22 protein-coding genes and 1 pseudogene are annotated in these 24901 nt (G+C 49.1%); 14 read left to right on the forward strand and 9 right to left on the reverse strand.

The window, feature by feature from the left end:
* Positions 1-28: 28 nt before the first annotated feature.
* The 6 genes from ftsZ (at position 29) to Q4526_RS05140 (ending at position 8434) form a co-directional block, all read left to right on the forward strand.
* Positions 29-1180 (forward strand): cell division protein FtsZ, encoded by a 1152-nt coding sequence (gene ftsZ / locus Q4526_RS05115; RefSeq protein WP_215975816.1) that lies wholly within the window; start codon positions 29-31, stop codon positions 1178-1180.
* 250 nt (positions 1181-1430) lie between these two features.
* On the forward strand, positions 1431-2342 hold the full coding sequence (gene lpxC, locus Q4526_RS05120) for a UDP-3-O-acyl-N-acetylglucosamine deacetylase (protein ID WP_215975817.1): 912 nt from the start codon (positions 1431-1433) through the stop codon (positions 2340-2342).
* 168 nt (positions 2343-2510) lie between these two features.
* Positions 2511-3443, forward strand: coding sequence for a M23 family metallopeptidase (locus Q4526_RS05125; RefSeq protein WP_215975818.1), 933 nt, complete (start codon positions 2511-2513; stop codon positions 3441-3443).
* 84 nt (positions 3444-3527) lie between these two features.
* Positions 3528-6263 carry a preprotein translocase subunit SecA gene (secA, locus tag Q4526_RS05130; protein WP_215975819.1) on the forward strand — a complete coding sequence of 912 codons (2736 nt, stop codon included), beginning with the start codon at positions 3528-3530 and terminating at the stop codon, positions 6261-6263.
* A gap of 11 nt (positions 6264-6274) precedes the next feature.
* Entirely contained in the window at positions 6275-7495 is a 1221-nt protein-coding gene (gene argJ / locus Q4526_RS05135) for a bifunctional glutamate N-acetyltransferase/amino-acid acetyltransferase ArgJ (protein ID WP_215975820.1), read from the forward strand.
* 6 nt (positions 7496-7501) lie between these two features.
* Positions 7502-8434, forward strand: coding sequence for a Nudix family hydrolase (locus Q4526_RS05140; protein WP_215975821.1), 933 nt, complete (start codon positions 7502-7504; stop codon positions 8432-8434).
* 31 nt (positions 8435-8465) lie between these two features.
* On the opposite strand, the gene yacG is transcribed toward Q4526_RS05140, so the two are convergent.
* From yacG to pilB, 5 genes are read right to left on the reverse strand one after another with little or no spacing between them, the layout of a single operon-like run.
* On the reverse strand, positions 8466-8660 hold the full coding sequence (yacG, locus tag Q4526_RS05145; protein ID WP_215975822.1) for a DNA gyrase inhibitor YacG: 195 nt from the start codon (positions 8658-8660) through the stop codon (positions 8466-8468).
* Positions 8657-9259: a dephospho-CoA kinase gene (gene coaE, locus Q4526_RS05150; RefSeq protein ID WP_215975823.1), complete on the reverse strand. Its 603-nt coding sequence runs from the start codon at positions 9257-9259 to the stop codon at positions 8657-8659. Before coaE ends, yacG begins: the two co-directional genes overlap by 4 nt.
* Before the next feature lie 14 nt (positions 9260-9273).
* Positions 9274-10098 carry an A24 family peptidase gene (locus tag Q4526_RS05155; protein WP_303609547.1) on the reverse strand — a complete coding sequence of 275 codons (825 nt, stop codon included), beginning with the start codon at positions 10096-10098 and terminating at the stop codon, positions 9274-9276.
* Between the two features lie 53 nt (positions 10099-10151).
* The gene (locus Q4526_RS05160; protein WP_215975824.1) at positions 10152-11408 is read right to left on the reverse strand and encodes a type II secretion system F family protein; all 1257 of its coding nucleotides are present in this window, start codon (positions 11406-11408) and stop codon (positions 10152-10154) included.
* Positions 11409-11411: 3 nt separating this feature from the next.
* On the reverse strand, positions 11412-13124 hold the full coding sequence (gene pilB, locus Q4526_RS05165) for a type IV-A pilus assembly ATPase PilB (protein WP_215975825.1): 1713 nt from the start codon (positions 13122-13124) through the stop codon (positions 11412-11414).
* A 445-nt stretch (positions 13125-13569) separates the two neighbouring features.
* On the opposite strand from pilB, the pseudogene Q4526_RS05170 reads away from it, so the two are divergent.
* The 4 genes and pseudogenes from Q4526_RS05170 to Q4526_RS05185 form a co-directional block, all read left to right on the forward strand.
* Positions 13570-13692 (forward strand): annotated as a pseudogene (locus Q4526_RS05170) (prepilin-type N-terminal cleavage/methylation domain-containing protein); the annotation flags it as partial.
* Positions 13684-13971, forward strand: coding sequence for a pilin (locus Q4526_RS05175; RefSeq protein ID WP_303609548.1), 288 nt, complete (start codon positions 13684-13686; stop codon positions 13969-13971). The pseudogene Q4526_RS05170 and the gene Q4526_RS05175, both read left to right, overlap by 9 nt.
* A 549-nt stretch (positions 13972-14520) precedes the next feature.
* Complete coding sequence (locus Q4526_RS05180; RefSeq protein WP_215975827.1) at positions 14521-16008, forward strand: sulfatase-like hydrolase/transferase; 1488 nt, start codon at positions 14521-14523, stop codon at positions 16006-16008.
* Between the two features lie 14 nt (positions 16009-16022).
* Positions 16023-16724 (forward strand): hypothetical protein, encoded by a 702-nt coding sequence (locus Q4526_RS05185; protein ID WP_303609543.1) that lies wholly within the window; start codon positions 16023-16025, stop codon positions 16722-16724.
* Between the two features lie 3 nt (positions 16725-16727).
* On the opposite strand, the gene nadC is transcribed toward Q4526_RS05185, so the two are convergent.
* Positions 16728-17597 carry a carboxylating nicotinate-nucleotide diphosphorylase gene (gene nadC, locus Q4526_RS05190; RefSeq protein ID WP_215975829.1) on the reverse strand — a complete coding sequence of 290 codons (870 nt, stop codon included), beginning with the start codon at positions 17595-17597 and terminating at the stop codon, positions 16728-16730.
* Between the two features lie 264 nt (positions 17598-17861).
* On the opposite strand from nadC, the gene Q4526_RS05195 reads away from it, so the two are divergent.
* The 4 genes from Q4526_RS05195 (at position 17862) to Q4526_RS05210 (ending at position 22395) form a co-directional block, all read left to right on the forward strand.
* On the forward strand, positions 17862-20204 hold the full coding sequence (locus Q4526_RS05195; protein WP_215975830.1) for a DUF1631 domain-containing protein: 2343 nt from the start codon (positions 17862-17864) through the stop codon (positions 20202-20204).
* A 162-nt stretch (positions 20205-20366) separates the two neighbouring features.
* Positions 20367-20915 carry a 1,6-anhydro-N-acetylmuramyl-L-alanine amidase AmpD gene (gene ampD / locus Q4526_RS05200; RefSeq protein WP_215975831.1) on the forward strand — a complete coding sequence of 183 codons (549 nt, stop codon included), beginning with the start codon at positions 20367-20369 and terminating at the stop codon, positions 20913-20915.
* Between the two features lie 33 nt (positions 20916-20948).
* On the forward strand, positions 20949-21851 hold the full coding sequence (ampE, locus tag Q4526_RS05205) for a regulatory signaling modulator protein AmpE (RefSeq protein ID WP_215975832.1): 903 nt from the start codon (positions 20949-20951) through the stop codon (positions 21849-21851).
* 61 nt (positions 21852-21912) lie between these two features.
* Complete coding sequence (locus Q4526_RS05210) at positions 21913-22395, forward strand: YajQ family cyclic di-GMP-binding protein (protein ID WP_215975833.1); 483 nt, start codon at positions 21913-21915, stop codon at positions 22393-22395.
* Here Q4526_RS05210 and cysZ read toward each other — a convergent pair.
* The 3 genes from cysZ to gatB are packed head-to-tail and all read right to left on the reverse strand — an operon-like array spanning position 22392 to position 24889.
* Entirely contained in the window at positions 22392-23147 is a 756-nt protein-coding gene (gene cysZ, locus Q4526_RS05215; protein WP_215975834.1) for a sulfate transporter CysZ, read from the reverse strand. The two genes, Q4526_RS05210 and cysZ, sit on opposite strands and share 4 nt — an antisense overlap.
* Complete coding sequence (locus tag Q4526_RS05220; protein WP_215975835.1) at positions 23148-23444, reverse strand: PA4642 family protein; 297 nt, start codon at positions 23442-23444, stop codon at positions 23148-23150.
* Entirely contained in the window at positions 23441-24889 is a 1449-nt protein-coding gene (gatB, locus tag Q4526_RS05225) for an Asp-tRNA(Asn)/Glu-tRNA(Gln) amidotransferase subunit GatB (RefSeq protein ID WP_215975836.1), read from the reverse strand. Before gatB ends, Q4526_RS05220 begins: the two co-directional genes overlap by 4 nt.
* Positions 24890-24901: the final 12 nt, after the last annotated feature.

Here is a 24901-nt window from a genome sequence, read left to right on the forward strand (position 1 = left end):
GATTTAATATGGAAGAGAGGGGAACGTCATGTTTGAATTAGTCGATAGCATGCCACAAAATGCAGTTATTAAAGTGATCGGTGTCGGTGGCGGCGGTGGTAACGCCGTTAAGCACATGATCGGAAATAATGTCGAAGGTGTGGAGTTTATCTGTGCCAATACAGATGCGCAGGCACTGAAAGATATTGATGCCCGGGTTGCTTTACAGCTGGGTAACAGTATGACCAAAGGCTTGGGTGCGGGTGCCAATCCAGAGGTGGGTCGACATGCGGCGATGGAAGATCGTGAACGTATTGCTGAGGTGTTGAGCGGTGCGGATATGGTGTTTATTGCAGCGGGTATGGGCGGTGGTACCGGCACCGGTGCGGCCCCTATCGTTGCCGAAGTCGCGCGCGATTTGGACATACTGACGGTGGCGGTAGTTACCAAGCCTTTCCCTTTCGAAGGGCGCAAGCGTATGTTAGTGGCGGACGCCGGCATTAAAGAGCTGCAAGAGCGAGTTGACTCGCTGATTACCATCCCTAATGAAAAGCTTTTATCTGTGCTGGGTAAAGCCACCAGTTTGCTAGACGCCTTTAAAGCGGCCAATAGCGTGTTGCAAGGAGCAGTACAAGGTATTGCGGATTTGATTATACGCCCCGGCATGATCAACGTAGACTTTGCTGACGTACGCACGGTGATGTCTGAAATGGGTATGGCTATGATGGGCACCGCGCACGCGGAAGGTGAAACCCGCGCTCGCGAAGCGGCGGAAGCGGCTATTCGCAGTCCCTTGCTGGAAGATGTTAACTTGCAGGGCGCACGCGGTATTCTGGTGAATATTACCGCCGGTATGGACTTATCTTTGGGTGAGTATCAAGAAGTCGGCGATACCATCGCTGAGTTTTCATCGGATGACGCCACGATAGTGGTGGGTACGGTGATTGATCCGGAACTGACTGATGAGCTGCGTGTCACAGTTGTGGCTACGGGTTTAGGCGCCGCACAAGCGGCAAAAGCGCCTACCAAAGTCGTGGTGGATAACACCCGTCGCCCAGATGGCCAGCTCGATTACTCAGCTCTGGATCGCCCGACAATTATGCGCAATGGCCCCGGCGGTCAGAGTGATGCAGCGCCCGCTGCCGATAAAGATATGGAATATCTTGATATTCCAGCTTTTTTACGGCGCCAGGCAGACTGATGCGTGGCCTAAGGTTGGCGATTAACAGGGTGTGACAGCGTGTTTGCACCACATTTGGGCGCCAAAGTGGCTGTTACTGGTGGACATTTAGCATTTTGTGCTATAGTTCCGCCTTTACAGCCGTAATTTACGGGCAATGTCATATTGCTGTGAGTTATGGTGCCCGATACAGTGGCTATGACTCGGTATCGGGCTTTGTAGCCGTTTCAACTATATGCCCGTCATCGCAAACGAGAGCCAGACTCAAACAATGATCAGACAACGTACCCTTAAAAATGCAATCCGCGCTACCGGCGTGGGCCTGCATACCGGTCAAAAGGTGTTCCTTACGTTACTTCCCGCCGAAGTGGATACTGGCATCATCTTTCGACGGGTCGACTTAGACCCAGTCGTGGAAATTGAAGCTAAGGCCGAAAACGTCGGCGATACCACCCTCTCTACTAGCTTGGTCAAGGATGACGTCAAGGTATCGACCGTGGAACATTTGCTGTCAGCAATGGCCGGTTTAGGGATTGATAATGCGATTGTTGAGGTCAGTGCGCCTGAAGTGCCAATCATGGATGGCAGTGCTGGTCCGTTTGTGTTTTTGATTCAATCGGCGGGTATTCAGGAGCAGGCTGCCGCAAAGAAATTTATCCGTATCAAGCGTCCGATCACGGTAGAAGATGGCGACAAATCTGCCAGCTTTGTGCCATTTGACGGTTTTAAAGTGACCTTCTCGATAGAGTTTGATCATCCGGTCTTTCAAGACCGCTCACTGGAAACCTCGGTAGATTTCTCCAGTACCTCATTTGTGAAAGAAGTTAGCCGCGCCCGAACCTTTGGTTTTATGCACGAAATAGAGTATCTGCGCTCTAAGGGCTTGGCCAAGGGCGGCAGTGTCGACAATGCCATCGTAGTTGACGAGTACCGAATCCTCAATGAGGATGGGCTGCGTTACGAAGATGAGTTTGTAAAGCATAAAGTACTCGATGCTATTGGTGACCTTTACCTGCTGGGCAATAGCCTGATCGGTGAATTTAAAGCACATAAATCGGGTCATGCCCTCAACAACAAGTCTCTGCGGCAACTTATTGCTCAGCCTGACGCGTGGGAGGTGGTGACGTTCGATGATGAAAATGCCGCCCCGATCTCCTATATGAAGCCATTATTGGCGGTGTGAAAAAATACCTAAAAAGGCCCGCTGATTGTGTTTAGCGGGCCTTTTTTATATAGTTAACGGAAATGAGCGTCGCATGTCGCTATTGCAAATTTAGGCAGCTAATTAAAGTAGGGATGGAGGCCAAGGTTAGTGATTACTTGCTAATCCTTCAGCCCATACAAAATACACATGAAAATTATATTGGTAAGCAAACGACACGGCCATACTCGCAGCATTACGCTGGGAGGGTGGACTCGTGCGGTCTTATCCGTGTGTATTTTGGGAATGCCGGCGGTGGCAGGTGTTCTAGGTTACCACTTCCTCGTAGCACAAAATAATAGCAATTTATTTTCGGTTGAGTCGCGCCAAGCATGGCAAATGGCGCTGGCTGAGCAAAAAGAACAGGTCTTTGAAAGCCGCCGTCAAGCACAGGCTGAAGTTGCCGCATTGACATTAAAGGTCGCTGAATTACAGGCGCGTCTGGTTCGCCTAGATGCTTTGGGCGAACGCTTAACCACCATTGCTAAGCTTGACCAAGGTGAGTTCGATTTCAGCCAAAAGCCCGCTATCGGTGGGCCTGAGGGTGAGCTGCTGGGCGATGCCTACGCGGCGCCCGACTTTCTTACCGCTATTGATGACTTATCGCGTCAAATTGCCAACCGTGAACAACAGCTAGAAACACTCGATGCGCTGCTGGTAAATCGCCGATTAAAAGAAGACATATTTGTCGCTGGCCGCCCGGTCGAAAAAGGCTGGATGTCATCGCGCTTTGGCCGCCGTACCGACCCTTTCACTGGGAAGGTCGCCTGGCACGGTGGTGTCGATTTTGCCGGTAAAGAAGATTCCAATATTATTGCCGTTGCCTCTGGAGTGGTGACTTGGTCTGCTGATCGCCACGGTTACGGCAATCTAGTGGAAATAAGCCATGGCAATGGCTTTTCTACGCGTTACGCACACAATAAGGCTAACTCGGTTGAAGTTGGCGATGTTGTAAAAAAAGGGCAAGTCATTGCTCTAATGGGCTCTACTGGCCGCTCTACCGGCCCGCATGTGCATTTTGAAGTTTACAAAAATGGCCGTGCGGTTGACCCCTCCTCCTATATTCATCGCACCCTGCGATAAAAGCCCACCTGTTTTCACTATACCTTCACGCTTGGTGCTGCCTTGGCTAGCGCCCAATTATTATTTTTTGTACGGATGTGTTAGATGTTAGGCAAGATTACTAAATTCATATTGGGATCTAAAAACGATCGCGTGCTAAAGCGCATGCGCAAGACAGTTGTGCGTATCAACGCATTAGAAGAGCAATTACAAGCGCTCAGCGATGAGGAGCTCAAGGCGAAAACAGCTGAGTTCAAGCAACGCCATGAAAATGGCGAGTCACTTGATGCTTTGCTACCAGAAGCATTCGCCACCGTGCGCGAAGCAGGTAAGCGCACCATGGGAATGCGACACTTCGATGTTCAGCTTATCGGTGGTATGGCATTGCACGAAGGTTGTATTGCCGAGATGCGCACCGGTGAAGGTAAAACCTTGATGGCCACCTTGCCTGCCTACCTGCGCGCACTAACCGGTTTGGGTGTTCACATCGTAACAGTGAACGACTACTTGGCCACACGCGATGCGGCCTGGATGACGCCTTTGTTTAATTTCCTAGGTATGGATGTTGGGGCTATTGTCTCGGGCCAAGATCCGCAGCAAAAGCGCGCGGCTTATCAGGCCGATATTACTTACGGCACCAATAACGAATACGGATTTGATTATTTGCGTGACAACATGGCGCTGTCAAAAGCCGATAAGTTTCAGCGCCCTCTACACTTTGCTGTGGTGGATGAAGTCGACTCCATTTTGATTGACGAGGCACGTACACCATTAATCATCTCTGGTCCGGCTCAAAATAGCTCGGAAATGTACCAGCGTATGAATAAGTTAATTGCTAACCTGACTCGTCAAAAAGAAGACGAAGAAGATGGCGACTACTATGTTGATGAAAAAGCTCGCCAAGTTGAAATGACCGAGCAAGGTCATCAGCATGTAGAAGAGCTATTGATTAAGGCCGGCTTACTGTCTGAAGAAGAAAGTCTGTACTCTGCTGCCAATCTAAGTTTGTTGCATCATGTCAATTCGGCACTGCGCGCGAATGCACTGTTCAATCGTGATGTTGAATATATTGTGCAAAACAATGAAGTAGTGCTGATTGATGAGCACACAGGCCGCACAATGGCAGGTCGTCGGTTGTCAGAAGGTTTACACCAGGCGATTGAAGCCAAAGAAGGCGTACAGATTCAAAGCGAAAGCCAAACCTTGGCATCGACTACTTTTCAAAACTATTTCCGCTTGTACTCCACCCTGTCGGGCATGACCGGCACGGCAGATACCGAAGCGTTTGAGTTTAGGGAAATCTACAGCCTGGATGTTGTGGTTATTCCTTCTAACCGGCCCACGCAACGCGATGACTTAAACGATTTGGTGTATTTGTCCATCGCAGAGAAGTTCGATGCCATCGTACAGGATGTGGAAGAGTTCCGGGCTAAAAATGCACCTGTTCTCGTAGGTACCGCATCGATTGAAACCTCGGAAGAGATGTCTAAACGGTTGAAGCAAAGCAAAGTGCCGCATCAGGTGTTGAACGCAAAATACCATGAGAAAGAAGCGGAAATTATTGCCCAGGCTGGCCGCCCAGGTGCTGTGACTATTGCGACCAATATGGCCGGTCGTGGTACTGATATTGTTTTGGGGGGCAATTGGGAGTCTGAGGTAGCGCAGCTCGATAACCCCACCCAAGACCAAATCGATACAATCAAAGCAGACTGGAAAGAGCGTCACGACAAAGTCATTGCTGCGGGCGGATTACATATTGTCGGCACAGAGCGCCACGAATCGCGTCGCATTGATAACCAGTTGCGTGGGCGGGCCGGTCGTCAAGGTGACCCAGGGGTTACCCGCTTTTATTTATCGCTGGAAGATAACCTGATGCGTATCTTCGCCTCGGACCGGGTGCGTAATTTTATGCAGGCCCTGGGTATGGATAAAGGCGAGGCGATTGAGCACCGCATGGTCAATAACGCTATTGAAAAAGCGCAAAGGAAAGTAGAAGGGCGTAATTTTGATATGCGTAAGCAATTGCTAGAGTTTGATGATGTGGCAAATGACCAGCGTCAAATTGTTTATCAGCAACGCAATGAGTTGCTTGAGGCCGGTGACATCTCTGACACCATAACCAATGTTCGCGCCGATGTGGTCGACGAGGTGATCAGTACGCATATACCGCCACAGTCCATTGAAGATCAATGGGATGTAGCAGGACTTGAGAAACAGCTAGAGTCTGATTTTGGCTTGAAATTGCCGGTCAAACAATGGCTGGATGAAGATGACAATCTGCACGAAGACACTTTGCGTGAGCGAATCCTTAAGGATGTCCAAGCCGCTTATGATGCCAAGTGTGCCGCAGTGGGTGAGGCTGCAGGTAACCCAGATGCTATGCGCCCGGTCGAGCAACAAATTATGTTGCAGGTGTTGGATACCGCGTGGAAAGAGCAGCTATCCAGTATGGATCATCTGCGCCAGGGGATTAACCTACGTTCTTACGCACAGAAAAACCCCAAGCAAGAGTATAAGCGCGAAGCGTTTTATCTTTTCCAAGACATGCTGTCTACGGTTAAGCGAGAAGTGGTTGTTGTCCTTGCTCGCTTTCAGCCCTATACCCGAGAGCAGTTGGAGCAGATGGAACTACGCCGGCGCGAAATGGAAGAGCAAGCCCGCAGTAAAATGCAATTGCAACACGAGCAGGCATCCGCTATGGGGGGCGAGTCTGAAGCGCCCTCGGCTGGACAGCCAGGTGCAGCTCCGATGACCCGCGAGGGGCGCAAAGTCGGCCGTAACGATCCGTGTCCTTGTGGGTCAGGTAAGAAGTACAAACAATGTCACGGTAAATTGAGTTAACGGAGATAAACATGGCTGTCGGTGAACTTTCTTTTCCTTGCATGCCGCCAATTGCAGGCGTTGAAATTGGCGTTACGGGGGCGGCCATTAAAAGTCCCGGGCGCGATGATATGCTTATCTTTGCGTTGCCCGACGGTGCCAGTGTCGCTGGTGTGTTTACCCAAAGTGCTTTTTGCGCAGCACCGGTTACGCTATGCCGTGAACATTTGGAAAAGGCTAGCCCGCGTTTATTGCTGATTAATTCCGGTAATGCTAACGCTTGTACCGGTGAGAGAGGCCGTCAAGAAGCTCTGCAATTATGTAGGTCTTTAGCGCAACATTACGCTTTGTCAGAAAGTGAAGTCTTACCTTTCTCAACAGGGGTTATTGGGGAGCATTTGCCGGTTGATAAAATGCAGGCTGCTCTGCCGTTGCTCGTAGAAAGTACCAAGGAGGATGCTTGGGAGCGTGCAGCTCGGGCCATTATGACAACCGATACCCGCCCTAAGGGTGCCACCACCACGCTAGAGTTAGCAGGTCGAACCGTGACCATTAATGGCATTTCCAAGGGATCGGGAATGATAAACCCCAATATGGCCACCATGCTCGGGTTTATCGCGACAGATGCCGCCATTGATCAATCGGTATTACAGCGGTTAGTGCGTGAGGTAGCTGGCTTGTCGTTTAACCGCATCACCATCGATGGCGATACATCGACAAACGATGCCTGTATGTTGATGGCTTCGGGTAGGGCGGGCAATACCCGAATTACAAGTGTCGATAGTCAAGACTATGTTGCGTTAAAAGCTGCCGTTACCGATGTGTGTGTACAGCTGGCGCAAATGATTGTTGCTGATGGAGAGGGTGCCACAAAGTTTGTCACCATTAATGTGCAAGGTGGTGCCAATCACGAAGAATGCTTAAAAGTGGCCTATGCCGTGGCCCACTCCCCTTTGATTAAAACCGCGCTGTTTGCTTCTGACCCTAACTGGGGGCGAATAGTTGCAGCTATTGGCTATGCTGGTGTGAGCGATCTCAATGCAAGTAAGGTTCGTGTGTTACTTAACGATGTACTGATTGTCGAACAAGGTGGTAGGGCGGCCAGCTATACCGAAGCTCAGGGGCAACAAGTGATGGATGGCGAACGAATTACAATCACTATTGATCTGGGACGCGGTGAGTGCCAAGAGCTGTTGTGGACCACGGACTTGTCCTATGAGTATGTGCGAATCAACGCTGATTATCGAACCTAAGCGGTTATGAAACGAATTCAGGTTGCCGTCGGAGTGGTGCAAGATACCGAGGGGCGAATATTAATTGCCAAACGTCCCGAGCACGCTCATCAAGGTGGCTTGTGGGAGTTTCCTGGGGGTAAGATTGAATCCGGTGAAACGCTTATACAGGCATTAGATCGCGAATTATTCGAAGAGCTTGATATCCGGGTGGATGCCACAACACCCGTTATTGATATTATTCACGATTATCCCGATAAACAGGTATGCCTACAGGTTCACAAGGTGGATTCTTGGCGCGGACTCGCCCGCGGAAAAGAAGGGCAGCCAATTTGCTGGGTTGCCCCGCAAGCGCTCAGTCAGTACACATTTCCCGCCGCGAACTATCCCATATTGAATGCCTTACAGCTGCCTGATCGCTGTCTTATCACGGGTAAGTTTGCCAGCCTCCAGGATTTTTCAGATCGCCTGCAGCGAGCTTTACTCTCTGGCATTGCCATGGTGCAAGTGCGCGCGCACCACCTCTGCGACAAAGACTATAAAGTTTTGGCTCAGCGGACCGTAGAAATTTGTAAAGCCCATGAAACGCTTGTGCTATTAAATCACTCGTCGGCTATAGAAATCGTGAATACCCTTGGGGCCGATGGGGTGCATTTGAGTTCAGCGCAATTGCAGGCGGCGACAGCATTGCCGCAGAGCGGTTGGGTTGGGGCTTCTTGCCACAACCGTACGGAGTTGGCTCGGGCGGAGTCCTTGGGGGTTCACTATGCTTCGCTTTCACCTGTGCAGGTTACGGCATCCCACCCGCAAGCAGCGCCCTTAGGGTGGCCTGAGTTCACCGATATGGTGCGTATGGCGAAGCTGCCTATATATGCTCTGGGTGGCATGGTGCCAAATGATCTGAGGCGAGCCAAGGCTGCGGGTGCGCAAGGTATTGGCTCGATCAGCGCCTGGTGGTAATCAAAAGCAGGCATTGGTGAACGCTAAAGGATTAGTCATCGAACTCATCGTTTTGTGCGCTGGCATCTTCTCCGGCGATACGATGATTTTCGTTAGCCCATTCCCCTAAGTCGATTAATTTACAACGCTCCGAACAAAAAGGTCGGTGCGGGAACTCATCACTCCAAAATATTTTCTTTTGACAGGTGGGGCAGGCGAGCTTAATGGGCGGAGTATTATCATTCATGGTGTTAATGCCAAATATTGATTGTGCAGTCGCAGCACTTGGGTGTGTAAGTCGGCTAAGTCACCGTGATTATGCAAAATATCATCGGCCTGTTTGAGTCGTTCCGGGCGAGACATTTGCGAGGCCATAATCGTTTTCACCTGAGTGGCGCTGGCGTTATCACGCGCTTGCGCACGCTCCACCTGCAGCGCTTCTGGGCAGTCAATTACGATGACTCTATCTGTGAGTGTGTGTTGATTGGTCTCTAATAGCAGAGGTGAGACAAGTAAACTGTAGGCGCTGTGAGCGCAGGCCAATTGCTCAATAATTCGCTGGCGTATAGCGGGGTGGAGCAGTGCCTCAAGCCAGGCTTTCTGGGTCGAGTCTTGAAAAATGATCTCTCGTAACTTGCGCCGGTTAAGGGTTTGCTCGGCGGTTAAAATTGCCTCACCAAAGTGATCGATGATCGCTTTTAGTGCGGGCTCGCCAGGCATGACGACCTCTCGGGCGACGATATCCGCATCGACAATGGCAATGCCCTGCTCGGCGAAGAACGCGGCAGCGGCACTTTTACCGCTGCCAATCCCTCCTGTTAAACCAACACAATAAGGATTACGCATGAGGGTTCAAAGGGTTAACCGATGTGAGCAAACTGTAAATAAGAGCGGGTAATGTCGCTGCCCCACAGCATGGCGATCCAGCCGGCAATGGCAAGGTAGGGGCCGAAGGGAATGGGGATATTCTTGTCTCGGCCTTTGATGACAATCAAACTTATGCCAATGGCCGCTCCCACAAACGACGAGAGAATAACGATCAGGGGTAGCATTTGCCAACCCATCCAGGCGCCCAGAGCGGCGAGTAACTTAAAGTCGCCATAGCCCATGCCTTCCTTGCCGGTGAGTAGCTTAAACAACCAAAAGATAGACCACAGGGATAGGTAGCCGAAAATAGCGCCCCAAAGCGCACTGGGTAAATCTGTAATCAGGCCAAAATAATTGACAATTAGCCCCAACCAGAGCAAAGGCAGGGTAATGCTGTCGGGCAAAAGCTGGGTATCAAAGTCGATAACGGTAAGAGTCAGCAGCGCCCAGGTAAACACAAGCACACCGAGAGCCGTCCAGTTGAAGCCAAGTTGGCTTACCACAGCAACAGAAATCAGCGCGGTGGCGAGCTCTATAATCGGATAGCGAGGTGAGATAACGGCTTTACAGCTGGCGCAACGGCCTTTTAGCAGCAAGTAGCTAATGACCGGGATGTTGTGCCACGGTCTAATGGGATCCTTACATTTAGGGCAATGCGAGTTGGGAAAGGCAATGCCTATTGGTTTTTCATCGGGGACTGGCTGCTCCAAAAGCTCGCAGCAATCTCGCGTCCACTGCTGCTGCATTTGTTTGGGTAGGCGCAAAATCACCACATTAAAAAAGCTGCCAATAGCTAAAGAGAAAACGGCGACAACCACGTAGGCGTACCAAGTGAAATAATCAGAGGCGAAAAATTCGGGTTCCGACACGTTTAAATGACCTGGCCAATCTGGAAGATGGGGAGGTACATAGCAATCATCAAGCCGCCGACTAATACCCCAAGTACAGACATGATCATGGGTTCCAGTAGGGATGACAATGCATCTACCTTATTATCTACTTCCTCTTCGTAATAATTGGCTGCCTTGTCCAGCATGTCGTCTAGTGCCCCAGACTCCTCACCAATAGAAGCCATTTGGATCAATAGTGATGGGAACATGTTTTGATTACGAATAGAGGTGTTAAGCTGAATGCCTGTAGAGACATCTTCTCGAATGCGCAAAATGGCATCGTTGTACAACTTATTGCCTGCCGCGCCTGCGACAGAGCTTAGGGCGTCAATTAAGGGGACACCGGCGGCAAAGGTGGTGGACAGAGTTCGTGCAAAGCGGGCCATGATTGACTGATACAGAATATCGCCGACAATTGGAAGTTTGAGCATGTACCGGTCAACTAAATAGGCAAATTTGGGGCTGCGCCGTTTTAATTCTTTGAAAGCATATATAAACCCGATAATGCCTAGCAAAATATAAAACCAATAGGCTTGAGCAATCTCAGATAAGTGCAGTACAAATAAGGTAAACGCAGGCAGCTCACCGCCAAAGCTGGCAAAAGTGTCCGCGAATTGAGGCACTACTTTGATAAGCAAGATAGACGTTACTACAAGTGCCACAACGATCACTGCAATTGGGTAGGTTAATGCTTTCTTGATTTTGGATTTAAGCGATTCGGTTTTTTCTTTGTAGGTGGCAATGCGGTCTAGCATGGTTTCTAGTGCACCAGACTGTTCACCGGCATCCACTAAGTTACAAAATAAATCGTCAAAATACTTGGGATGGTTGCGCAGTGCAGGAGCAAAGCCTGTACCAGATGCTACATCATCACGAATTTTATTGATCAGTTCTTCTAGCCCGTTGTGGTCGACACCTCCGGCGACAATGTCAAAGGACTGAACAAGGGGGACACCGGCTTTCATCATAGTGGCCATTTGACGGGAAAATACAGCGATATCGCCCGGAGTAACCTTTTTCTTACCTGTGCCAAACAAAGGCTTGGGTTTTTTTCGTACGCTTTGGATGGAGTAGCCTTGTTTTTGCAGCTGTGCTCGCACTACTGCTGCGCTACTGCCAGAAGCCTCCCCCTGAGAAACTTTACCTTTGCGGTCTTTAACTTTATAAAGGAAGGTCGCAGATACCGTGGCTTTAGGTTTGGACCTGGTTTTTGATTTGGTTGCCGTAGTTGTCGCCATGTTTTAATCCTTTGTAACGCGGTTGGCTTCTTCGAGGCTGGTTAGGCCTTGCGCCGCTTTGCGTAGAGCGGATATGCGTAAATTATTGAAACCTGCTTTATGAGCTTCTTTGGCAATCACCAGAGAGTTGCCGCCCTCCATTATAAGGCTTGCGATGTCTTGTGTGATGCGAACCACTTCATACACACCGACTCGACCTTTATAGCCCTTCATGCAGCTGTCACAACCAACGGGGTGATAAAGTTCTAATTCTTCGCGTGGTATGCCAATCTCATCAAACCCCTCTTCGGTGAGAATCTCATCCGGTATGTCATCAGCGGGTTTTTTACATTTGGGGCACAAGCGGCGGGCAAGTCGTTGGGCAATAATCAAGCTGACACTGGTGGCCACATTAAAAGCAGGTACACCCATATTGAGTAGGCGGGTCAGGGTTTCTGGCGCGCTGTTGGTGTGCAGGGTCGACAATACCAAATGCCCCGTTTGCGCCGCTTTAATGGCAATTTCGGCGGTTTCTAGGTCACGAATCTCACCCACCATGACAATATCGGGGTCTTGTCTTAGAAATGAACGCAAAGCCTCGGCAAAGGTCAACCCCACCTTGGTGTTCATTTGAACCTGGTTAATGCCCTCTAGGTTAATTTCTACCGGGTCTTCGGCGGTAGAAATATTGCGCTCTTCGGTATTGAGAATGTTCAGTCCAGTATACAGAGAAACTGTTTTACCGCTACCGGTGGGGCCGGTAACCAAAATCATACCCTGAGGTTGTGCTAGCGCATCTAGGAACAGCTTTTTCTGATCATCCTCATAGCCCAAAATGTCAATCCCGAGCTTGGCCGAGCTGGAGTCGAGAATACGCAGTACGATCTTCTCACCAAAAAGCGTGGGTAGAGAATTAACCCGAAAATCAATCGCCCGACTCTTAGTGATTTTCATTTTAATACGCCCGTCCTGGGGGACGCGGCGCTCAGAAATGTCCATCTGCGACATCACTTTCAAGCGGGCCGAAAGCCGGGTGGCTAGGTTTATCGGGGGTTTGGCGACTTCTTGTAAAATACCGTCAGTGCGAAACCTAACCCGGTAGGCCTTCTCATAAGGCTCAAAGTGGATGTCTGATGCGCCCGATTTAATAGCATCCAGTAATATTTTATTAATAAACCGGACAATAGGGGCTTCATCCGCCTCGGAGGTGTCGTCATCGCTCTTTTCGTCACTGCCGGGTTCTGTGTCTAAATTGGCCAGTTCGTCATCATCCAGGCCGCCTAGAGCGTCGCTTAGACTTTCTTCATTGGCATTAAGATAGGCTTCAATGGCTGTGGATAATAGGTCTGCCTCCACCAGGACCGGTTCGGTATTAATGCCGGTGTTGAATTTGATTTCATCCAGTGCGTGTAAGTTGGTGGGGTCGAGTACAGCGACGAATAATCGATTGCCGCGGCGCACCAAAGGTAGTGCATGATGCTTTTGGATAAGCTTGGGGTCGACCAGCTTTTTGGGGATGGCATCGGTATTAATGGCGCGCAAATCAAACAGGGGGGTGCCAAACTCATCCGCCGCCACGGAGGCTAAAGTTTTAGAGTCCACAACACTGTTTTTAGCCAAATACAAAACAAAAGGAATCTTTTGCTTGCCGGCTTCAGACAAAGAGTCCCGTGCCAGCTCCTCATCCAATAAGTTGTCGTTAACAAGCCGTCGTGCCAATCCGCTGAGTGTGCTCATATCCCATGCTTGGCCTAAGCCGCCCCTTGAACAATTACATTTTCTTCAATTCTAGAAGATTTATTTACCTACTTTACGTTTTACATTAACTTTTGGCAATAAGTCTATAAAAGTTACGTTAATTAAGGGGGGGGCACTGCCGAGAGTTAGCCTTCGCCCCAGCATTGGGGTCAGCGAGCGATTGCACAGCAAAAGGTGGGTGGTGGTTTTGAGCGGTAATTGCTTGGGGTGACGTATTTTGTCATCAGGTGACGCTTAGCGTCTGCCGAGGGCGACTGAGTTGCGCGCGAGACGCTGCTAACAGGCAAGATGGGTGCTTAGCTGTGTTGGCACGCTACCTGCTTAAGTCATTGTTAGCAGCACTCTAGAATACTAGAGCTGCACCGTGTTTGGCTCAATTGAGTGCCAAAGACATGAATAAACTATTATTCGTTGGAGAATTCTTATGAAAAAACAAGCTGGTTTTACCCTGATTGAATTAATGATCGTTGTTGCGATCATCGGTATTTTGGCTGCCATCGCGCTGCCTGCTTACCAGGACTACACCATTCGCGCCAAAGTGAGTGAGTGCTCTGGTATTATCGCCGCTTGCAAAACGTCTGTTTCTGAGTACTACGCCTCAGAAAACGGTTTGCCGGCCGATTCTGATGCAGCTGGTTGTGCAACTACAGAAACTCAGTATTGTGGTGCCCCCTCAGTTGCTGCAGGTGTGATCACTGTGGAAGCAAATACTGACACTGGTCTGCCAGGTGCTTGTAACTTGGTTATGACCCCTGCTGCTGATGTAACTTCTTGGGAAGGCAGCACAACTTGTGATTCAAAATATGTAGCTGCCACTTTCCGTTAATAATTCGGTTGGCGTTACTAAAAGCCCGGCTCTGCCGGGCTTTTTTTTTACTTTGAAATCAGGTTATGCTCTTATTAACAGCTTGTTTGCTCTAAATGTATCTCTATTGTTTTGGGTATTGTTTGAAGCTAAAGCATTTTGCGTTACTGCTGTTGCTAGCGGTGTGAAATAGCCTTAGTGGTGTCTGGGTGGGTGTTTAAGAAAATTCTGTTTTATAACTAAGGCAGTCGGCCGGACTTTCCTGCCCTTTGAGGTGACTGCTGAGCTTGATGTTTAGTTGCCCGTGCGCGAAAAGGAGGGGCGTTTCCAGTGTGTATTTCAGTTATAGCACTACTATCTTTCCGGTCTGTGTGTTGTGCCGATAATCTCCTAAGTTGATTTGTTAACGGTTATAGGTTGGGCGAATTTAAACGCTGGTGGGTTTTTGGAGTATCTTTATTAATTTATGCGAATTAAGGTGCAGTTTGTGATTCATTAATTTGTGGTGATAAAGAGCTTTGAGGTGTACGTGGTGAATGGGCAGTCATAGTTTGTAGTTAGGAAAGGTTGATGGATATATTATTAGAGTCTCGCGCCCTTTGGGCCTCTTTAATTGCTTTGGCAATTTTACCACTCGCTCCTTGGCGTTGGTTGGTTTGGGTCATTTGCTTGTTCCTCGGTAGCTCTCTATTGGCATCACTCGTTCATTTGCTCGCAAATTATTTTACTGGCCAGGGGATTACTGTGGCGGTATGGCATCATTTAGGGATGGCGTTCGACCCGGCTGTTGCATCGCAGTTTTGGTATCTGTGGTTGTGTGTTATAACGGCTTTTTTAGTGCTGGGTCTGGGGCTGCACTTTTGGGGGCGAGTTTCAATAAATACTCGCTTGACCCATTTAACATGGACAAGTGAAGTGGGGTTAGGGGGGGTCTTGCTTGTTCTTAGCAGTGTTTCGGTACTGACACACCCGGCTGTGGTGGATTTTTCGAGTGTGATGCATAAACGCTTTCAGCTGAGGGGGCCTGATTTATTGGCAGAAACTCTAAAGGGGCAGTCGTCCGTGGTTAAGGCCATAACCCCTAAGAGTTTTGTCTATTTGTATCTCGAAAGTTTCGAAAGGATATTTCTTGACCAAGAACGATTTCCAGGCCTGACGCCCAATTTAAATCGATTGTTTTCTCAGGGAGTGCAAGTAGGGCGTATTTATACGGCCCCGATGACGGGCTGGACGATGGCTGGCATGGTGTCCAGTCAGTGCGGTCTTCCTTTGTCGACAGCAGCATCAGTTCCCGCGTCAGTCGAGGGCAGCGATCAGTTAACTTGCTTGGGTGATATCCTCAATAAAGAGCAGTATCACTTAACATATATGGGGGGAGCCGATGCGGGCTTTTCCAAAAAGGGGCGGTTTTATACTTCTCATGGTTTTACTGAAGTTTATGGAACTGAGGAGTTAGAAAATCTTGCTGGTAGAGCTTTACCGCAATCACCCTGGGGGGTTTATGATGATGATTTGTTGTCTATGGCTTACCAGAAGTTTGAAAGTATTGCCAGTCAATATGATCGTTTTGGCTTGGTGCTGCTGACCCTAGATACCCATCAGCCGTCAGGCCATAAAACGCCTAGTTGTAAGGGGCTTACCTATGGTGATGGGGAAAGTGGTATGCTCAACTCCGTCAAATGTGCTGACCGTATAGTTAGCCGCTTTATCGAACAAGTGCTAGCCTCTGAGCATGCTCAGGATATTGTGCTTATTGTTGGCTCTGACCACCTGCTAATGGGTAATGATGCAGGTATTGAAGAGGAGACGACTACGCGGGAAAATTTGTTTTACTTATTTAATGTAGATCAGCCCTCAGTGGTGGATCGCCAGGCGACTAAATTTGATCTGGCGCCAACCATATTGCATTCACTGGGGTTTCAAGTTGGCATTTTAAATTTTGGTCGTAATTTGTTTGAGAGTCAGCCGACTTTGAGTGAAAGTTTTGGGCGCGATGAATTCAATCGTTTGCTTTATGTGTGGAGGAATCAGCTAGAGGCTAGCTGGCAGGAAGAGTGACAATAGTTATCGTATTGGATGAAATCATGAAGAATCGAATAAAAGCATTTAGCGTTCATTTGGCGATCAGCATCGTTATATTTTTAATGATCCTTGCGGTAGTCTATTGTTCGTGGTTTCCGGCAGGGCTCTTTCAGGCGGGTGCTTGGCAGGGGTTGAAAATAATTGCCTTTGTGGATTTGATACTAGGGCCTGTGTTGACATTTATTGTTTTCAATACCAAGAAAAAAAGTCTAAGGTGGGATCTCACCGCCGTAGGGATTCTGCAAGCAGTATGCCTTGGTTATGGCCTAATGCAACTGGAGCAGCAGCGAATCGTGTCTATGGTTTTAATGGATGACCAATTGTTTGTTGTGCATAAAATGGATTTGGAGCTGTCAGGATATAAAGCAAAAGAACTTGAGTTGAGCTTAGTTGGGCCACCAGTGTTGGCTTTTTATAACCTTCCCGAAAACATAGCGGCTGTTAAAAATGATTTAATGATTGTTGCTAATTTAGAAGGGCAGCCTCAATTTCAAATAAACCATTATATCCCCACACATAAAGCACTTACGGACGAGCATATTGAAAAGCGCCTACAGTGGCGACTAGATCGGCTACGTTACAATGCCGACGATGAGTGTTATTGGGTCGATATTGACGATAAATTTGTCGATGGTGAGGCCTGTTTTGCTCCATATCAGGGCGTTAAGCGTTTTGAGCAATACCAAGAGTAAACGTTAGTTGTTTGAGGTGACGCGCATCGATAAATCTATGCAAGTGATGTGCTTGGTGAGCGCGCCGATGGATATTCTAGAAATGATACTGTTGTATTGCTGCAGTTTTGCTGACGATTGAAGGTTGATGTTCCCAGAGGCTTCTAATTGGGCTTTGAATTGTCGGCCCTGTAAATGTATTTGCACCTGTTCGAGGTCCATCTCGTCCAGCATAATAATATCAGCATTAGCGGCCAGCGCCTGATCCAGTTCATCTAAGCTTTCAACTTCCACCTCTATGGGCTTGCCTGGAGCAATCTCTCGCGCCTTGGTCACGGCTTCTGCGATGCTCCCTGCTGCCATTATGTGGTTCTCTTTAATTAAAAAGGCGTCAAATAGCCCGATGCGATGATTGTGGCAGCCACCGCAGGTGACAGCGTATTTTTGTGCCAAGCGCAGGCCGGGTATGGTTTTGCGGGTGTCGAGTATTTTGATGTCTGTGCCTGCGACCAGTTTGGCGTATTGTGCGGCGACCGTGGCGGTGCCAGATAATAACTGCACAAAGTTCAGCGCAGTGCGTTCGCCGGTTAGCAGTGAGCGAGCGTTGCCCTGCAAAGTGAAGAGTATTTGGTTGGCGTGGGCGATCTCACCATCGCTGATATTCCAAGTAATTTCTACATTTTCGTCTAGTTGGTGAAAGGTCTCCTCTACCCAAGCTTTACCGCAAAAGACACAGTCTTCACGGGTAATAACCTCCGCGGTTGCCAGCTCACCCTCTGGTACCAACTGGGCGGTAATGTCGCCAGTGCCGATATCTTCATCCAGTGCGATAGCGACGCTTCTTATGATCTCAGCTTGCAGGCTGGAAGTGAGTTCAGGGGCTTGATTGTGCATATAAAGTCTCAGAGAATTGGATAGTCAGAGTATTTTACAGCACATGGCCTCACTAAAGCGGCCTTTAGCGCCAATGTTACTTTAAGCGGTCCTGTATATGCCAGTTAGTTATCAGCAGGAGGCAAAGATAACTATTTGTTATTAGCTGGTGATGTAAAGTGTTGGAAGTGTGATATAGCACCCAATGTCTAAACTTAAGGTTGGGCTTGCCGATCTATATACCTATACTAAACAGTAACAGATACCCTCAGAAATGAGTGACTCATGACAGAATCATCAAACTCAAGCGATAAGGTTGTCAAAATCGGCGGTAATCGCAATAGGTCCGCCTCTGGCGTACTGACCAGAATGCCTGCTGCCCTGCACCAGATGCGAGAAAAGGCAAAAAGCAAACTGGCTCCTTTGCTCGGACGTTTTTTTGAGCAGGCGGATGATGCTCTGTTTTCTTTGGCGGATCAAGCATCCAATAATCATGAGCAAAATGCATATTTTGACTCAATGCGGGCATTGAGGTTATCGAGAAAGTCCACCGAAGACACATTTTTTGCAACTATAGATAAGGGTTTGGCACAATTGTTAGACCCTGCGCTTGAGCAAGAGAGTGAGGAGGTGGATGAATCCATTGATTCCCTGTCTCTCGTGGGGAAAGAAGAGCTGGAAGATCTTGTGGCAGGCGAGTCAATGATGAAGCGTGCCAATGAAGAATTTGCCGAAAAAATCCAACACTTGAATTTGCGCATTGATCAGTTGGTGCCGGTAAAAGTTTACAATGAAAATAACCCCGTAGGTCCGGCCGCGATTTGCAACGCTTTTTTCGGTACCGCAGCGCACAATGACCTTGAGATTAAAGCGCGGCTGGTTTTATATAAATTGTTTGATCGCACCATTATGCAAGCCTTGGGTGGTGTCTACGATCAACTCAACGAGATGTTTGTTGAGGCCAATATACTCCCCTCTCTTTCTTCGCCGACCGCTAAGAAAAAGCCACGGCCCAGCAGGGCGGGTGGTGCATCCGCGTCCCGTGGCGCCGAGCTGGATGAAGGTGCAGAGCAAGTGTTGAACTCGCTCAGAGAGTTGATGGGATCGGCACAAGTATCTGATGAAACAGGCTCACAGGTAGGCCAGACGGGCACGGTCGGTGCCAACACCTTGCGTTCGGAAGATTTGCTGGGCTTATTAACTTTGGCGCAAAGACAGGCGGCTCCGGATCAGACTGCGGCTGTCGCTACGCCTGCCACACCGGCCCAAATAAGCACTATGTTGACCGAGTTGCTGCAAGAGAGCGGCAAAGGTGATAATGCCATCAATCAAGTTGACGCCGATGTTATCAACTTGGTTAGCATGATGTTCGAGTTTATTCTCGATGACCGCAACTTGGCCTCCAGCATGAAAGTATTGCTGGGCAAATTACAAATTCCGTTGGTTAAGGTAGCCATTGCCGATAAAACATTTTTTGGTAAAGGCGGGCATCCAGCTAGGCGTTTGCTGAATGAAATGGCGACAGCGGCCCTGGGTTGGCAAGAGCTGACTGAGGAGAAGCGCGAAAAAGATGCGCTTTACCAAAAGGTATCCGTCACGGTTGATCGTGTATTGGCCGAGTATGAAAAAAATGTCGATATCTTTGATGAATTGCTACTGGATTTCAGGGGCTTTCAGGAGCGCGATAAGCGCCGGGCGAAGATTCTTGAACAACGCACTATCGATGCCGAAGATGGTAAGGCCCGCTCGCAGCGAGCTCGGGCCGAAGTGGACGCCGCACTGGAAGAAATTTCCGCTGGGCACAGTGTGCCGCAAGCTGCCGCTGAACTATTAAGTACGGCTTGGGCGAATGTATTGTTTGTGACCTGCCTCAAAGAAGGTGCTGATAGCGAAAACTTCAATCAGCAAATTCAAACGGCCAGGCAGCTTATCTGGAGTGTCACGGTCGATATGACACCGGAAAAGCGACAAAAGTTACTAAAACTAGTGCCGCGATTGCTAACTAAGTTGCGTACTGGATTGGAAGAAATTGCCTTTAATCCCTACCAAATGGGGAAACTGTTTAAATCGCTGGAAAAGCTCCACCTGCAGGTATTACGGGGTCAGGCACCTGTCGAGCCGGCTCAGGCTGCCAGTCATCCCGAGCCGCAAGCTGAGGCGCCGCTAGTGCCCGCTCCCGCTTCCAAGGCAGCACAAGCTGAACCGACGGTAGCGGAAAGAGTGCACCGTGAGGCCATCCAAGAGCGATCGACTACTCCGGCTGTAAAACCAGTACAAACCGAACCTACTTCGCAGCAGTCTGTTTCAGCGGATGCTCCCGTGGGGGAAGCTGCGCAAGAAACCATCGACGGTCAAACCTTGGCGCTGGTATCTAATTTATCGCAAGGTGCTTGGTTTGAGATGACAGCTGCTACTGGTGAGAGTTATCGTTGTCGTTTGGCCGCTATTATAAAACCTACCGGTAAGTACATTTTTGTAAACCGCACCGGCATGAAAGTCGCTGAAAAGTCCAAAGAAGAATTGGCCATATCCATGCGTGACGGCAAAATCCGTTTATTGGATGACGGTATGTTATTTGATCGGGCGTTAGAGTCTGTGATCGGCAATTTGCGTCAGTCACGCTCTTAGGACTTATGCTCGGAGTTTGCCTCAATGCTTTTGAGGTAGGCAAGCCTACCGTTACAATTGAAATTACAGCTTTGCGTCTCCTCTATAGTATTTTTTTCTCTGCTAATAAAGCCCCGCCACATTCGTTATACTGACACACTATTTTTCTGGCAGTATAAGTGTATGGCGCAATATTCAATTGTGGGTGGGTGGATTGATCAGGCCGAACGGTGCAGTTGCCCGAATTTTGGCGAGCGCCCTAACCCTCAAGACATCAGTTTGCTTGTTATTCACAACATTAGCCTACCTCCTGGTGAGTATGGCGGCGGTTGGATTGACCGCTTTTTTGCCAATAAGCTCGATCCGGCTGCTCATCCCTATTTTAGCGACATTGCCAATCTGCAGGTGTCCTCTCATTTATTAATCGAGCGCACAGGCGTTATTAAACAATTTGTGAATCTTGAGCAGCGGGCCTGGCACGCGGGCCGATCTGAGTTTAATGGCCGGGAGGAATGCAACGATTTTAGCATTGGAATTGAGTTGGAGGGGACAGATGATACCCCGTATACAGACGCACAATACCAAACATTAATAGCGGTGACGCAGGCGATTCTTACCTGCTATCCAGCCATAGACAAAAGCCGAATCCTTGGTCATAGTGATATTGCTCCCGGCCGAAAAACTGACCCAGGGCCGAGTTTTGATTGGTCGAGATATAAAATCGCATTATAAAAAAGGCAATGAATATTTGCCGCAGAGGTGGGTATGGCATTTTTAAGTTTAATTATTGTTCTGTTGTTGGTGCAGTGGTGGGGCTCAGGTAAGCCCTTGCAGCGCGATCAGTGGTTCTACCAGTTGTGGCTAGTCATTGAGCGGTCAGCAGATAGGCTTCCCTTTAAGCGCTATACCCCTATTGTTTTGGCCTTGGGGCTACCTGTTGCTCTATTGCTCGCATTACAAATTGGGTTGTATCGGGCCGATGGATGGTTTTGGTTGTTACTGCTCAATGTATTAGTGTTGTTGTTCAGTTTGGGGCGAGGTGATTTTAGTGCGAGTATTGGCCGTTATCTAGAGGCGGCGCAAGCGGATGATTCTGTTAGAGCCGCACAAGTTCTGGATGAGAATAACCTAGACCCGCAACTGCGCCAAGAGCGAACGTCCTCCAGCTGGATGGACTTGCACAATGAGGCCTTGCGGGTATTTGGCTACCGCGGGTTTGAGCGTATGTTTGCCGTTATTTTTTGGTTTATGGTGTGTGGGGCCGCGGGGGCATTAGGGTATCGGCTAGTGGTGCTAGCTTGGAGTCGCTGGCTGGCCGTAAATGATGCGCGCGCGGCTTGTTTGGGGCGAGTGTTGCTCTGGTTGGAGTGGCCTGCCGCCCGACTGATGGGGGTTGCTTGGGCATTGGTCGGTAATTTTGAGGTTTGTATGCAGCCTTGGCGTGAAAACTGTTTCAAGGCCGTTCCTACCCAGCGGTTTCTATCGAGTATTATTCGCGGTGCTTTAGGGGACGATCAGGCCTGTGGCAGTAATACGCTAAGCGCCACCGCTGCAACCCGTATAGAGCCTGCCTACTCATTGAGTCTCGTGAAAAATCTAGAGGGCATGTTTTCGCGGGCATTGCTTTTTTGGGTGGTCGTTGTGGCGGTGATCAGCTTAACGCTATAGGTCGAAGCACTAATTTTATTGATGGGCCCAGCTTTGGGCTGTTAGAGGAGAGAGGGTTGTTATGCCATCGTTTGATGTGGTTTCAGAAGTCGATAAACATAACCTGACCAATGCGGTTGATCAGGCCAATAGAGTGGTGACAGGCCGCTACGACTTTAAAGGCGTGGAGGCAAAGTTTGAGCTGAAAGAATATACCGTCACCATGACCGCCGAAGGTGACTTTCAGCTCAAGCAAATGCTGGATATTTTGCAAAGCGCAGCGATGAAAAATAGCATCGACATTGCCTGCCTTGACAGTCAGCCGGCGCGCCCCAGTGGCAAGTTGGTGATTCAAGAGGTGGTGGTTAAAACCGGTATCGAAACCGATTTGGCGAAGAAAATCGTCAAAATGATTAAAGAGCAAAAGCTCAAAGTGCAAACACAAATACAGGGCGATCAGCTGCGGGTAACTGGCAAAAAACGCGATGACTTACAATCGGCCATTGCCTTTTTACGCAGCTCCGATATTGAGCAGCCCTTGCAGTACAATAATTTCCGCGATTAGTCAGTGTTGGATTGTTTGCCACCAGCTTCTAATTCAGTCACCCAAAAAACGGTGGCACCAGCCACCGCAATGGGCATGGCAAAGATGTTAATTACAGGAACCATGCTGGCAAGCATGATCAGGCCGCCGAATGAATAGCTGGTTAAGGTGGGGTGGCGCAGTCGTCGGCGCAACTCAGGGAAGGGGGTTTGATGATTGTCAGCGGGGTAGTCGACATATTGCACGGCCATGCACCAAGCGGCCCATAAGGCTGAAACGACCAGTACGATAAGATTTACCCCAGGGATAAACCAGCTGACGAAAATCAATAATAAAATCAATAACCCGCGGGTGAAAAAATACCAAAGTTTTATCAGCTCGCGTCCCAGTGTGCGAGGTATTAACGCAGCCCAACTTTCTTCTGGCGGTGCAGTGCCGGTTAGCTTTTGCTCAATTTTTTCCGCTAAAATACCGTAAAAAGGGGCCGCTATTAAATTAGTAATAACATTAAAGCTATAGCCATAAATAAACAAAACGGCCACAGCAAAAATCGCCCAAAGTAGCCAAGCCAGAAACTCCAGCCAGCCCGGCAGCCACCCCATCAGAAGCGACAAGAAATCGCTAAAAGCCGAAATAAGCACTAGCGTTGTACCGATAAAGACCAGTAGGTTGGTCAGCAGCGGTACGATAATAAACCGTTTTAACCCCGGGGCGAGCATTAACCTCGCCCCGCGGCTTAAGTGGTCCAGTGCGTGTGATGGGTTGCCTTGCACTTACTGGGCGCCAGCCTTTTCTAGTATGGCCACATATGGCTCACCGTGGCGGTGTTGCTTGACTGTTTGCAAAAGGGTTTTCCCCTCTGGTCCCAGTGTGTTTAAGCTGTAGCCTGCCGCCAGAAAAAAGTCGACAAAGGTGGCAAAATTTTCAGCCTTCATGCCGCGGTAGGCTTTTTCTAGCAAGTGATAGTCGTGGCTGATGCCCGCCGGGGCGGGGTAGTTTAAAAAGCCTTTAATGCGTTCGTCATCAAACACTTCACCCAGTACTTTTTGTTTGTCTTTTTTCAATGTCATTGTTCGCCCAGCTTCTTCAGTAGTATTTCGTTAACGGCTTGTGGGTTGGCTTGGCCTTTACTGGCCTTCATGATTTGTCCGACAAAAAAGCCCAGCATTTTGGGGCGTTTTTTATCGTCGGCATTTTTGTAGTTATTCACCTGTGCGGGGTTGTTGGCAATGACTTCATCCACCATTTTTTCAATGGCGCCGGTATCAGAGACTTGTTTTAGACCGTGCTTGTCAATAATCGTATCGGCATCGCCTTCGCCATTGGTCATGGCTTCGAACACTTGTTTGGCAATTTTCCCCGAGATAGTGCCATCTTTGATACGACTGATTAAGCCGGCTAATTGTTCGGCATTAACCGGGCAGGTGGCCAGTGTCGTCTCTGACTTGTTTAAGTAGGCCGCTAAATCCACCATTACCCAGTTGGCGGCAAGCTTAGCTTCGCCCGAGCCTTTGGCGACGGCTTCAAAAAAATCTGCCGTGGGGCGATCTGTAGTGAGTACTGCCGCGTCGTATTTAGATAGACCATGTTCGCTCACAAAGCGGTCGCGTTTGGCATCGGGCAGTTCAGGTAGGGTGTTTCGAATTGTCTCGATATAGTCGTCGTCGAGTATAACGGGAAGCAAATCTGGGCAGGGGAAGTAACGGTAGTCGTTGGCCACTTCTTTGCTGCGCATAGAGCGTGTTTCGCTTTTGTCGACGTCGAATAAACGGGTTTCTTGAACCACGGAGCCGCCGTCTTCAATAAGGTCAATTTGCCGGGCAGCCTCAATATTGATGGCTTTTTCCACAAATTTAAACGAGTTAATGTTTTTAATCTCGCAGCGAGTGCCGAGTTTTTCCTCGCCTTTTAAGCGCACGGACACATTGGCATCGCAGCGCATAGACCCCTGCGACATATCGCCGTCAGAAATTCCCAGATAGGTAATAATAGAGTGAATTTTCTTTAAGTAAGCCACGGCTTCTTCGGCCGTGCGCATGTCGGGTTCCGAGACGATCTCAATCAGTGGCGTGCCGGCTCGGTTAAGGTCGATACCGCTCATGCCGTGATAATCTTCGTGCAGGGATTTTCCCGCATCTTCTTCTAGGTGCGCGTGGTGCAATCGAATCGATTTAGTTTCACCGCTGGCCAGTTCGACCTCTATGACGCCAGGGCCAACAATGGGTTCCTCCAATTGTGTGGTTTGATAGCCTTTGGGTAAGTCTGGGTAAAAGTAGTTTTTGCGCTCAAACACTGAACGTTTACCAATATCGGCGTTCATGGCCAAGCCGAACATAACGGCAAATTTAAACGCCTGCTCGTTGGCCACCGGCAATGTGCCGGGCATGGCCAAATCGACCGCACAGGCTTGAGAGTTAGGCGCTGCCCCGAATGCGGTACTCGCGCCAGAAAAAATTTTCGATTGGGTGGAAAGTTGTACATGAATTTCCAGCCCGATAACCGTTTCCCATTCCATATTATCTACCTC

It is taken from the genome of Gilvimarinus sp. 2_MG-2023 (genome assembly GCF_030547685.1).
Lineage (GTDB): Bacteria > Pseudomonadota > Gammaproteobacteria > Pseudomonadales > Cellvibrionaceae > Gilvimarinus.

Coding starts and splice junctions, on each gene's coding strand:
- Q4526_RS05180 (WP_215975827.1), top strand. CDS start 14,521: ATGGATATATTATTAGAGTCTCGCGCCCTTTGGGCCTCTTTAATTGCT.
- yacG (WP_215975822.1), bottom strand. CDS start 8,660: ATGAATGATAATACTCCGCCCATTAAGCTCGCCTGCCCCACCTGTCAA.
- pilB (WP_215975825.1), bottom strand. CDS start 13,124: ATGAGCACACTCAGCGGATTGGCACGACGGCTTGTTAACGACAACTTA.
- coaE (WP_215975823.1), bottom strand. CDS start 9,259: ATGCGTAATCCTTATTGTGTTGGTTTAACAGGAGGGATTGGCAGCGGT.
- ampE (WP_215975832.1), top strand. CDS start 20,949: ATGGCATTTTTAAGTTTAATTATTGTTCTGTTGTTGGTGCAGTGGTGG.
- gatB (WP_215975836.1), bottom strand. CDS start 24,889: ATGGAATGGGAAACGGTTATCGGGCTGGAAATTCATGTACAACTTTCC.
- Q4526_RS05125 (WP_215975818.1), top strand. CDS start 2,511: ATGAAAATTATATTGGTAAGCAAACGACACGGCCATACTCGCAGCATT.
- Q4526_RS05210 (WP_215975833.1), top strand. CDS start 21,913: ATGCCATCGTTTGATGTGGTTTCAGAAGTCGATAAACATAACCTGACC.
- nadC (WP_215975829.1), bottom strand. CDS start 17,597: ATGCACAATCAAGCCCCTGAACTCACTTCCAGCCTGCAAGCTGAGATC.
- Q4526_RS05195 (WP_215975830.1), top strand. CDS start 17,862: ATGACAGAATCATCAAACTCAAGCGATAAGGTTGTCAAAATCGGCGGT.
- Q4526_RS05160 (WP_215975824.1), bottom strand. CDS start 11,408: ATGGCGACAACTACGGCAACCAAATCAAAAACCAGGTCCAAACCTAAA.
- ftsZ (WP_215975816.1), top strand. CDS start 29: ATGTTTGAATTAGTCGATAGCATGCCACAAAATGCAGTTATTAAAGTG.
- ampD (WP_215975831.1), top strand. CDS start 20,367: ATGGCGCAATATTCAATTGTGGGTGGGTGGATTGATCAGGCCGAACGG.
- secA (WP_215975819.1), top strand. CDS start 3,528: ATGTTAGGCAAGATTACTAAATTCATATTGGGATCTAAAAACGATCGC.
- Q4526_RS05140 (WP_215975821.1), top strand. CDS start 7,502: ATGAAACGAATTCAGGTTGCCGTCGGAGTGGTGCAAGATACCGAGGGG.
- argJ (WP_215975820.1), top strand. CDS start 6,275: ATGGCTGTCGGTGAACTTTCTTTTCCTTGCATGCCGCCAATTGCAGGC.
- Q4526_RS05220 (WP_215975835.1), bottom strand. CDS start 23,444: ATGACATTGAAAAAAGACAAACAAAAAGTACTGGGTGAAGTGTTTGAT.
- lpxC (WP_215975817.1), top strand. CDS start 1,431: ATGATCAGACAACGTACCCTTAAAAATGCAATCCGCGCTACCGGCGTG.